The organism is Streptomyces sp. UNOC14_S4, assembly GCF_020740835.1.
Lineage (GTDB): Bacteria > Actinomycetota > Actinomycetes > Streptomycetales > Streptomycetaceae > Streptomyces.
On the sequence record NZ_JAINFC010000252.1, the window covers coordinates 1 to 10,674 of the forward strand.

At 71.4% G+C, this 10,674-nt stretch carries 7 protein-coding genes; 4 read left to right on the forward strand and 3 right to left on the reverse strand.

From position 1 onward, the window contains the following. Positions 1-528, reverse strand: a 528-nt coding sequence (locus K6I34_RS21875) for a hypothetical protein (RefSeq protein ID WP_229328028.1), incomplete at its 3' end; no start/stop codon positions are given. 223 nt (positions 529-751) lie between these two features. Between K6I34_RS21875 and K6I34_RS21880 the strand changes: the two genes are divergently transcribed. The 4 genes from K6I34_RS21880 (at position 752) to K6I34_RS21895 (ending at position 5,819) form a co-directional block, all read left to right on the forward strand. After that, positions 752-2,680, forward strand: coding sequence for an APC family permease (locus K6I34_RS21880; RefSeq protein WP_229328029.1), 1,929 nt, complete (start codon positions 752-754; stop codon positions 2,678-2,680). A gap of 80 nt (positions 2,681-2,760) precedes the next feature. Continuing rightward, a complete protein-coding gene (locus K6I34_RS21885) occupies positions 2,761-4,029 on the forward strand; it encodes an ABC transporter substrate-binding protein (RefSeq protein WP_229328030.1) in 1,269 nt (422 codons plus the stop codon). Beyond that, on the forward strand, positions 4,030-4,977 hold the full coding sequence (locus tag K6I34_RS21890) for a carbohydrate ABC transporter permease (RefSeq protein WP_229328031.1): 948 nt from the start codon (positions 4,030-4,032) through the stop codon (positions 4,975-4,977). It abuts the gene before it with no gap. Positions 4,978-4,982: 5 nt separating this feature from the next. After that, positions 4,983-5,819, forward strand: coding sequence for a carbohydrate ABC transporter permease (locus tag K6I34_RS21895; RefSeq protein ID WP_229328032.1), 837 nt, complete (start codon positions 4,983-4,985; stop codon positions 5,817-5,819). A 35-nt stretch (positions 5,820-5,854) separates the two neighbouring features. Here K6I34_RS21895 and K6I34_RS21900 read toward each other — a convergent pair whose 3' ends face one another. Together K6I34_RS21900 and ppdK are read right to left on the reverse strand one after the other, a co-directional pair. Beyond that, positions 5,855-6,901 carry a helix-turn-helix transcriptional regulator gene (locus tag K6I34_RS21900; RefSeq protein ID WP_229328034.1) on the reverse strand — a complete coding sequence of 349 codons (1,047 nt, stop codon included), beginning with the start codon at positions 6,899-6,901 and terminating at the stop codon, positions 5,855-5,857. A gap of 511 nt (positions 6,902-7,412) precedes the next feature. After that, positions 7,413-10,127 carry a pyruvate, phosphate dikinase gene (ppdK, locus tag K6I34_RS21905; protein WP_229328033.1) on the reverse strand — a complete coding sequence of 905 codons (2,715 nt, stop codon included), beginning with the start codon at positions 10,125-10,127 and terminating at the stop codon, positions 7,413-7,415. Positions 10,128-10,674 lie beyond the last annotated feature (547 nt).

Sequence of the window (10,674 nt, forward strand, 5' to 3'; positions counted from 1 at the left end):
CCCCACCTGCGCCAGTACCGCCGCCCCCTCCCGGAGGAGCCCGCTGGAGCGTGCGCGGCGCGCGCCCGCGTCGAGGTAGTGCCAGAGCAGGGGGTTCGCCACGAGAACCGCCGGGTCGAGTTCCACCCGGTTCCCCCCGACGTCGCGCAGGATCAGCCGCGGGGTGATGCCGTCCGAGCGCCGTGCCAGCGTGAGCAGGTCGGTGCTGACGCGGTGCTCGCGCCAGAGGCCGCGCGTGGCGAGCCAGCCGTCGCCCGCGGTGACCCGCTGCGGCAGCAGCACGCCGACGAGGAGTGCGCCGAGGAGCGCCCAGCAGCCGCCGCGGAAGCCGTCGAGGCCGCCGCGGGCGAGGTCGACGAGGGTGAGCAGGCCCGCGAGGCCGAGGCCCGCGAGCCAGGCGGAGCGGGCCTCGCGCCGCCAGGTGCGGTCGTGGGCGAGCACCTCGCCGCCCGGCGGAGCGGTCCCGGCGAAGACGAAACCACCCGATCCACCCGGTCCACCGCCCCGTGCCCGCATTCGTACCCGCATGGTCGTGACGGTAGGGCCGCGCGGCGCGCGAGTCGCGGACCGTTGACGGCGCGCTGACGCGTGTGGCGGCAACCCTGACGCGCCGCTGACACCCCATCAGACCCGCCCGTCAAGAACACGTGAAGATCCCGCCGGGCGGCGACAAGAGACCGACAAGATCACGCGCGGACGCCGGAAGCCGGGCGCACTCTGGCCGTCCCACGTCACGGAGGTACGACAAAAGATGTCCATGGTGGCCAATACGGACGAGCGCGCCGGACGCGAGGAGCCGCCCGATACCGAGGCCGCGCGGCCGACCACGGAGGAGGCCGCGGAGGAACGGCACCGGCTGACCGCCGCCCAGGGCCTGGCCGCCCTGTCGCTGGACGCGATGGCGTCCGTGGCGTACGGGCCGGAGGCGATCGTCCTGGTGCTGGCGGCGGCGGGGGCGCACGGCCTCGGTTTCACACTGCCGGTGACGCTGGCGATCGCCGCGCTGCTGGCCGTGCTCGTCGCCTCCTACCGGCAGGTCATCGCGGCCTTCCCCGACGGCGGCGGCTCGTACGCCGTCGCCAAGCGGCACCTGGGCCGCCGCACGAGCCTGGTCACGGCGGCCTCGCTGGTGCTGGACTACGTACTGAACGTCGCCGTCTCCGTGACGGCCGGCGTCGCCGCCCTCACCTCCGCCTTCCCCTCCCTCTACGGCCAGCGGCTGTGGCTGTGCCTGGCCGTCCTGGTCGTCGTCACGGCCGTGAACCTGCGCGGCATCGTGGAGTCGGCCAAGTGGTTCATGGTGCCGACCGCCGTGTTCGTCGGCTCGATCCTGGCCCTGGTCGCCGTGGGCCTCTTCCGCTCGGCGCCCGTGAGCACCGAGGCCGCCGCCGGGCACGCGTCCGTGCTCGCGGACAACGCCACCACGGTCGGCGCGCTGCTCCTGCTGAAGGCCTTCGCGGCCGGCTGTTCCGCCCTGACGGGCGTCGAGGCCGTCGCCAACGCGGTGCCGTCCTTCCGCGCCCCGCGCGCCAAGCGGGCGCAGCGCACGGAGGTCGCGCTCGGCGCGCTGCTGGGCGTCATGCTGATCGGCCTGTCGGTGCTGATCGGCCGCTTCCACCTCCAGCCGGTCGAGGGCGTCACCGTCCTCGCGCAGCTCGCGGACGCCTCGCTCGGCCACAACTGGGCCTTCTACGTCGTGCAGTTCGCGACGATGGTGCTGCTGGCCCTGGCCGCGAACACCTCGTTCGGCGGGCTGCCCGTGCTGATGGGCCTGCTGGCCCGCGACAACTACCTCCCGCACGTCTTCGGCCTCAAGGCCGACCGCCAGGTGCACCGCCACGGCGTGCTGGCGCTGGCCGCCGTCTCCGCCCTGCTGCTGATCTTCTCCGGCGGTGACGTCAACACGCTGGTGCCGCTGTTCGCGATCGGTGTCTTCGTCGGCTTCACCATCTGCCAGGTCGGCATGGTCAGGCACTGGCGGCTGGAGCGCTCCCCCAAGTGGCGGGGCAAGGCGCTGCTGAACGGCTTCGGCGCGGTGCTCACCGGGGTCTCCGCGGTCGTCGTCACGGCGACGAAGTTCACCGAGGGCGCCTGGCTGATCGTCCTCGCGCTGCCGCTGCTGGTGCTGGCCTTCGAGGCCGTGCACCGCGCGTACGGGCGGATCGGCGAGCGCCTGGAACTCGGCCGGGTGCCCGAGGCGCCGCGCCGCTGCCACTCCCTGGTCGTCGTGCCGGTCTCCTCGCTCTCCCGGCTGACCAGCAAGGCCCTGACGGCCGCCGTGTCGCTGGGCGACGAGGTGGTGGCCGTGACCGTGACCCAGCCCGACGCGGAGGGCCGCCGCGCGGCCGAGTCGCTGCGCCGCGACTGGGAGCTGTGGAACCCGGGCGTCGACCTGGTCGAGCTGCCCGCGCCTCACCGTGCCCTGGGCGCGCCCATCGTGTCCTACGTCCGCGACCTGGCCGACCGGCACCCCGACAACCGCGTCACGGTGCTGATCCCGGAGGTCGAGCCCGCCCACGTATGGCAGCGGCTCCTGCAGAACCAGCGGGGCGCGGTCGTCGCCCACGCCGTCCGCCGCGACACCGACGCGGTCATCTGCCGCCTCCGCTTCCGCCTCGGCCCGGACCGCGCACCGGCCCGGGGGACGGGAAAGGCCGGAAAGAGCGCCACGCGCGGGTAACACCTCTGTCGTAATCCGCCGCCATCGTTGATCGTTGAGCCGTACGGGCACGGCCACACGACGAGGGGACGGGTCACGGCATGGCGGGTACGACGATCAGTCGCAGACGACTCCTGACGACCGGCGGCGCGCTCGCGCTGTCGGGCGGCCTCGCCGCCGCGTGCGGGTCCAACACCGGGCGCGGCGGCGGCGGTTCGAAGGTGCGGTTGTCGCAGTGGTACCACCAGTACGGCGAGGCGGGCACCGAGCGGGCCGTCGAGCGCTACGCGCGGGCGTACAAGGACGCCGACGTCACGGTGCAGTGGCGCCCCGGGGACTACGACCAGCAGACGGCCGCCGCGCTGCTGACCTCCTCGGGGCCCGATGTGTTCGAGGCCAACGGGCCGACGCTGGACCAGATCAGGGGCGGCCAGGTCGTCGACCTCACGGATCTGGTCCAGGGGGTGCGGGACGACTTCCACCCGGCGGCGATCAAGCCCAAGGTCTGGGACGGCCGGGTGTGGGCCGTCCCCCAGGTCGTCGACACCCAGCTGCTCTACTACCGCAAGAGCCTGCTGGAGAAGGCGGGCGTACGGCCGCCGCGCACGCTGGACGAGCTGGTCGACGCGGCGAAACGGCTCACGGACAGCAAGGTGAAGGGGCTCTTCCTCGGCAACGACGGCGGCGCGGGCGTGCTCGGCGGCACTCCGCTGTACGCCGCGGGGCTTTCCCCGGTCACCGACGACGGCAAGGCCGGGTTCGACGACCCGGCGGCGGCCCGCGCCCTGGCCAAGGTCCACCGGCTGTACGCCGACAAGTCGCTGCTGCTGGGCGCGCCCGCCGACTGGTCCGACCCCGCCGCGCTGATCCAGGGGCTCACCGCGATGCAGTGGTCGGGCCTGTGGGCGCTGCCGCAGGTGCAGAAGGCCCTGGGGGACGACTTCGGGGTGCTGCCGTTCCCGGCGGACGGCCCGTCGGGCAGGCCCGCCGTGCCGGTCGGCGCGTACGGCTCCGCGGTGAGCGCCCGCAGCGGGCAGCGGGACGCGGCGAAGGCGTTCGTGAAGTGGCTGTGGGTCGACCGCACCGACTATCAGGAGGACTTCGCGCTCTCCTACGGATTTCACATACCGTCCAGGCTGTCCCTCGCCGCGAAGGCCGGGAAACTCAAGGAAGGCGCGGCGGCGGAAGTGGTCCGCTTCACCGCCGACCACGGCTACGCCCAGCCCCTGCTGTGGACGGTGACGAGCAGAACCGCCTATCAGGACGCTCTCAGCCGGATTATCAAGGGCGGCGCCGACCCCGAGAGCGAGCTGAGGTCGGCCCTGCGCACCACGGAGGCCGAACTCCGGCGCGTACAGAAGAAGTCCTGAATGGCCACGCCCGCCAGTACACGACGCGGCACACGACGGCGTGCCGGCTCCCGCGAGCGGAATCAGACCCTCTGGTTCTGGGTCTTTGTCGGTCCGTTCGCGGCCGGACTCGTCCTTTTCACCTATGTGCCGCTCGCCTGGAGCGTCTGGCTCAGCTTCTTCGACGCGCGCAACACCGTCTCGCCGACCCGCTTCGTGGGCTTCGGCAACTACGCGACGGTGCTGGGTGACGCGGCTTTCCGTGACGCGCTGGGGACCTTCACGGTCTTCACCGCGTTCATCGTCCCGGCCACGTACGTGCTCTCGCTCGCCCTGGCACTCGCCGTGGGCAGGCTGCGGCGCGCGCGGGCATTCTTCCGGTCGGTTTTCTTTCTGCCGACGGCGTGCAGTTACGTCGTGGCGGCGCTGATCTGGAAGCTCTCCCTCTTCAACGGGGTGCGGTTCGGGCTGGCCAACACCGTGCTCGGCTGGTTCGGCGCCGACCAGGTGGCGTGGCTGTCCACCACGGACCCGCCCTGGTACTGGCTGGTGCTGGTGACCGTCCGGCTCTGGCTCCAGACCGGCTTCTACATGGTGCTCTTCCTCGCCGGGCTGCAGCGCGTCCCGCCCCTGCTCTACGAGGCGGCGGCGGTCGACGGCGCCCGGCCGGGCTGGCAGACCTTCCGCCACATCACCTTCCCGGCGCTGCGCGCCACGTCGGTGGCGGTGGTGCTGCTGCTCGTCATCAACGCCTTCCAGGCGTTCGACGAGTTCTACAACCTGCTGTCGGACGCCCGCGGCTACCCGCCGTACGCCCGGCCGCCCCTGGTCTACCTCTACTACACGGCACTCGGGCAGGGGCAGGACTTCGGCGTCGGCAGCGCGGGCGCGGTCGTCCTCGCCCTGATCATCGCGGTGGCGACGGTGGCCCAGGCCCGCTGGTTCGGACTCGGCAGGAAGGAAGGGTGAGGGAAGTGGACGACGCCCTGGTACGGGTGGGCCGTGCGCTCCGGCTGGTGCTGCTGGTCGCGCTGGCCGTGCTGTTCCTGGTCCCGTTCTATCTGCTCGTACGGAACGGACTGGCCTCGGAGGCGGACATCACCGCGCCCGACTGGACGTTCTTCCCGCGCGAGCTGCACTGGTCGAACCTGCGGGAGCTGTTCGACGACCCGAGCGTGCCGATGGCGCACGCGCTGCTCAACTCGGCGCTGATCGCGGTGGCGACCACGCTCGGCACCCTACTGCTCGCCTCCCTGGCCGGCTACGGCCTGGCCCGCGTCCCCTACCAGCACGCGAACGCCGTCTTCTACGCGATCCTGGGCACCCTGATGGTCCCGGCGGCGGTGACGTTCGTGCCCTCGTTCGTCCTGGTCTCCTCGCTCGGCTGGGTGTCCTCGCTGCGCGGGCTGATCGTGCCGACGCTGTTCAGCGCGTTCGCCTGCTTCGTCTTCCGGCAGTACTTCCTGGGCTTCCCCCGGGAGCTGGAGGACGCCGCCCAGGTGGACGGGCTCGGCCCGTGGCGTACGTACTGGCGGGTGGTGGTGCCCAACACCCGGCCGGTCTTCGCGTCGGTCGGCGTGATCGTCTTCATCGGCGCCTGGAACGCGTTCCTGTGGCCACTGGTCATCGGGCAGGACCGCGACGCGTGGACGGTGCAGGTCGCCCTGTCCACGTTCACCACGGCGCAGAGCGTCAACCTGCACGAGCTGTTCGTCGCGGCGGCGGTGTCGATCCTGCCGCTGCTGCTGGTGTTCCTGGTGCTCCAGCGGTACATCGTGGCGGGGGTGGAAAGGTCGGGGATCGACGGCTGAGAGCCCGGCTCCCGGCCCGGCTGGGGGTCCGGGGGTCACCCCCCGGGAGACTGCAGCATAGTCGCCGGGGTCGAACGTTCGGGGATCGACGGCTGACGCGGGCGGGAGGCGCGGACGGGGTGACCGCCGCGCAGCAGGGCGGCGCCCAGCGGGGTCAGGGTGTGCATGACCGCGCTGCCGTTGCGCAAGGTCAGTACGAGGCCCGCGTCCCGCAGGACGCCCGCGTGCTGGCTGGCGGAGGCCGGCGACACCCCGACGCGGCGGGCGAGTTCGCTCGTCGTGCACCCGCCGCCGATGGAGCCGAGCACGGCGGAGCGGGTGTGCCCGACGAGCTTGCCGAGCGAGCGCGGCGGCGCCTGGACCACGGGCGCGGACTCCGACATGTGCCGGGCCGGGTAGACCAGCACGGGCGTCAGGTCCGGGTCCCGGTAGGTCACCGGCGTACGGCGGCAGAAGAACGAGGGGACCAGCAGCAGGCCCCGCCCGCCCAGGAAGACGTCACGGTCGACCGGGTACTCGCACTCCAGGACCGGGGCCCGCCAGCGCATCATCGGCGGCAGCGAGGAGAGCAGCGCGTCGGCGCCGCCGTCCAGCAGCGCCCGGCCGCGCACCGCGCGGTCCGCCTCTATCTGCGCCTGTATGTGCGACCAGTAGGGCGCGATGGCCGCCTCGTGGTAGGCGTGCAGAGCACCCGTCAGCTTGGCGAAGGCGCGGTCGTCGCCCTCGGCCATGGATCGTATCCAAGCCGGGAGGGTGCGCACCGTGGACAGCTTCCCCAGCTCGCGGTGGACCCGGTCGGGCGGGGTCTCGCGCAGCGCCTGCATGCCCGCGTCGAGCCCGAGTACGCCTTCGGCGGGCGTCAGGAAGTCCGGAAAATACCCGCGGGAGGGAACCAGCGGAGCGAGAAGCCGAGTTTCACCATTCAACCTGACCCGGGTTTCCGACCGCCAATCACCGAAGATCGACTCGCCTTGTTTGTCCCGGAGCCGGTGCAGACTCAATACGGTTTCCCAGAGTGCGTCCGGGTCTCCGGCCAGGCGCAACCGGGCCAGATCGAGTCCAGTGAAATGGACGCGTAGCACCAAACCCCCACATGAGACATCCGCAACCACCCCCCGCTCACTGAGTATGCACACCGATACGAGCTGTTACCACGCCCTTTTAGCCACAGTTGAAAGGACTCGCGGGGAACGTCTCGGAAGCGAAATGCTATTCACGCACTCGGGGCTGCCCCCGCTCGTTCCCGTGGGGGGTGGCGAGCGAAAAAGCGGCCGCTGAGTATGCGAGTTGCCGCCCGAGCCGATGCGGGCGGCAACAACTCCCGGTGGGGGAGTAAAGAGGGGCGGCGCTCCCGCACGGGCGCCGCCCCTTCGCCGTGCGGCGGGCTTGCGGGGTGGGGTGCCGCCGCGGTTACGTGCGGGTTACCGGCCGCCTACGAGCTCGGTCGGCAACGTGGTCCGGCGACCACAGGCCGGTGGGGGCTGGTCGCGCAGTTCCCCGCGCCCCTGACGGGGCGCGCCTTTGCGTCCTGCCTTCCCGCACCGAAACGCGGGGTCCGGGGCGAAGCCCCGGACCCCTGGGCACGGCGGGCCGTCAGCGGCTGTCGCTGCCCGCAGAGGTGGCCGCCGCGCGGCCCGCCTCGAGGCGGGCCACCGGGATGCGGAACGGGGAGCAGGAGACGTAGTCCAGGCCCACCTCGTGGAAGAAGTGGACGGACTCCGGGTCGCCGCCGTGCTCGCCGCAGACGCCGAGCTTGAGGTCGGGCCGCGTGGCCCGGCCCGCCTCGGCCGCGGCGCGGACGAGGGAGCCGACGCCGTCCCTGTCGATGGTCTCGAACGGGCTGACGCCGAAGATGCCCTTCTCCAGGTACGCGGTGAAGAAGCTCGCCTCCACGTCGTCCCGGGAGAAGCCCCACACCGTCTGGGTCAGGTCGTTCGTGCCGAAGGAGAAGAACTGGGCGGCCTCGGCGATCTGGGCGGCCGTCAGCGCGGCCCGCGGCAGCTCGATCATCGTGCCGATGGTGAGCCGCAGTTCGGTGCCGGTGGCGGCCTCGACCTCGGCGATGACCTGGTCGGCCTCGTCGCGGACGATCTCCAGCTCCTGGACCGTGCCGACCAGCGGGATCATGATCTCGGCGCGCGGGTCGCCGCCCCCGTTCTTCCGCTCGGCCGCGGCCTCGGCGATGGCCCGTACCTGCATGGCGAACAGACCGGGGATCACCAGGCCGAGCCGGACGCCGCGCAGGCCGAGCATCGGGTTCTGCTCGTGCAGCTTGTGCACGGCCTGGAGCAGGCGCAGGTCGTTCTCGTGCGGCTCGTGGCGGGCCTCGGCGAGGGCGACGCGCACCGACAGGTCGGTGATGTCGGGGAGGAACTCGTGCAGCGGCGGGTCGAGCAGCCGGACCGTGACGGGCAGCCCGTCCATGGCCTCGAAAAGCTCGACGAAGTCGGCCTTCTGCAGCGGCAGCAGGGCGCCGAGGGCCTCCTCGCGCTCGTCCTCGTGGTCGGCCAGGATCAGCCGCTCGACCATCTCGCGCCGCTCGCCGAGGAACATGTGCTCGGTGCGGCACAGGCCGATGCCCTGGGCGCCGAAGCGGCGGGCGCGGGCGGCGTCCTCGGCGTTGTCGGCGTTGGCGCGCACGCGCAGGCGGCGGGTGCGGTCGGCGTAGGCCATCATGCGGTGCACGGCCTGGACGAGCTCGTCGGCGTCGTCGGCGCCCGCGTGCATGCGGCCCTCGAAGTACTCGACGACCGGGGACGGCACGACGGGCACCTCACCGAGGTAGACCTTGCCGGTGGAGCCGTCGATGGAGACGAGGTCGCCCTCCTCGACCACGACGCCGCCGGGGGCGGTCAGCCGCCGCCGCTTGGTGTCGACCTCCAGCTCCTCGGCGCCGCAGACGCAGGTCTTGCCCATGCCGCGGGCGACGACGGCCGCGTGCGAGGTCTTGCCGCCGCGCGAGGTGAGGATGCCCTCGGCGGCGATCATGCCGTTGAGGTCGTCGGGGTTGGTCTCGCGGCGGATCAGGATGACCTTCTCGCCGGAGCGGGACCACTTGACCGCGGTGTAGGAGTCGAAGACGGCCTTGCCGACGGCGGCGCCGGGCGAGGCGGCGATGCCGCGGCCGAGCAGCTCGGTCTTGGCCTTCTCGTCGAAGCGCGGGAACATCAGCTGGGCGAGCTGGCCGCCGGTGACCCGCTGGAGCGCCTCGGCCTCGTCGATGAGGCCCTGGTCCACGAGCTGGGTGGCGATGCGGAAGGCGGCGCCCGCGGTGCGCTTGCCGACGCGGGTCTGGAGCATCCAGAGCTTGCCGCGCTCGATGGTGAACTCGATGTCGCACAGGTCCTTGTAGTGCGTTTCGAGGGTCTCCATGATCTGCATCAGCTGGTCGTAGGAGGCCTTGTCGATCCGCTCCAGGTCGGCGAGCGGCACGGTGTTGCGGATGCCCGCGACGACGTCCTCGCCCTGGGCGTTCTGCAGGTAGTCGCCGTAGACGCCCTGGTGGCCGCTGGCGGGGTCACGGGTGAAGGCGACGCCGGTGCCGGAGTTGGGACCGAGGTTGCCGAAGACCATGGAGCAGATGTTGACGGCGGTGCCGAGGTCGCCCGGGATGCGCTCCTGGCGGCGGTAGAGCTTGGCGCGCTCGCCGTTCCACGAGTCGAAGACCGCCCGGATGGCGAGGTCCATCTGCTCGCGCGGCTCCTGCGGGAAGTCGCGGCCGGTCTCCTTGGCCACGATGTCCTTGAACCGCTCGACGAGCCCCTTGAGATCCGCGGCGCCGAGCTCGACGTCGGTGGTGACGCCCTTGGCCCGCTTGGTCTCCTCCAGGGCCTCCTCGAAGAGGTCGCCGTCGACGCCGAGCACGGTCTTGCCGAACATCTGGATGAGGCGGCGGTACGAGTCCCACGCGAACCGCTCGTCGCCGGCCTGGGCGGCGAGCCCGGCCACGGAGGCGTCGGAGAGACCGATGTTGAGGACGGTGTCCATCATGCCGGGCATGGAGAACTTGGCGCCGGAGCGGACCGAGACCAGCAGCGGGTCGTCGTTCTGGCCAAGCTTCTTGCCCATGCGCTCCTCGAGAGCGGCGAGGTGGGCGGAGACCTCGTCACGCAGTGCCGCGGGCGCGCTGCCGCTGGCCAGGTACTCCTTGCAGGCCTCGGTGGTGATGGTGAAGCCGGGAGGTACGGGCAGACCGAGGTTGGTCATCTCGGCGAGGTTGGCGCCCTTGCCGCCGAGCAGGTCCTTGAGGTCCTTGTTGCCCTCGGTGAAGTCGTAGACGAACTTCTGGCGGTCTGTGGTTTCCGGCACGGGACTCGACTCCTTCAGGGTCCCCCCGTACTCAGTTGGGGGAGGGCGTGCTCAAACGGGCTGACGGCGGGGAGCGTACCCAGATCGAAGGCTTCTGAGGAGGTCCACTCCATGGTCATAGGGCCGTAACCACCCGTCTGCCAGCAGATCGAAAGTCAAGGGTGGGGAAAGTGGCGGGAAGGCGCTTCTTCAGTATGTGAACTCATCTTCACACTGCGCGCGGGCTCGATCGCGCGCTGTCGACCATTTGGCGGATATGCCATCGACTCTTGAACAAACCTGGCATGGCACTGCGTGCCACCCGTCCGAAAGGTGCAGCCGCACGGTGGGCGCTCATGTGAGCGCCCATCTGATCAGAGGTGGCGAGAATCACGCGGGCCCGGTGGGGCTTCTCGCGCCGTTCCCCGCGCCCCTAAAGGGCAAGGCCGTGAAGTTATGGGCTGATGGGCCCTGTCAACAGGATGTCGATGCTGATGGTGGCTTTGTAGGTGCGTCGGTCCACGCGCAGGCTCTTGTATGCGTAGCGGGACAGTGGTCGCTTGACGGC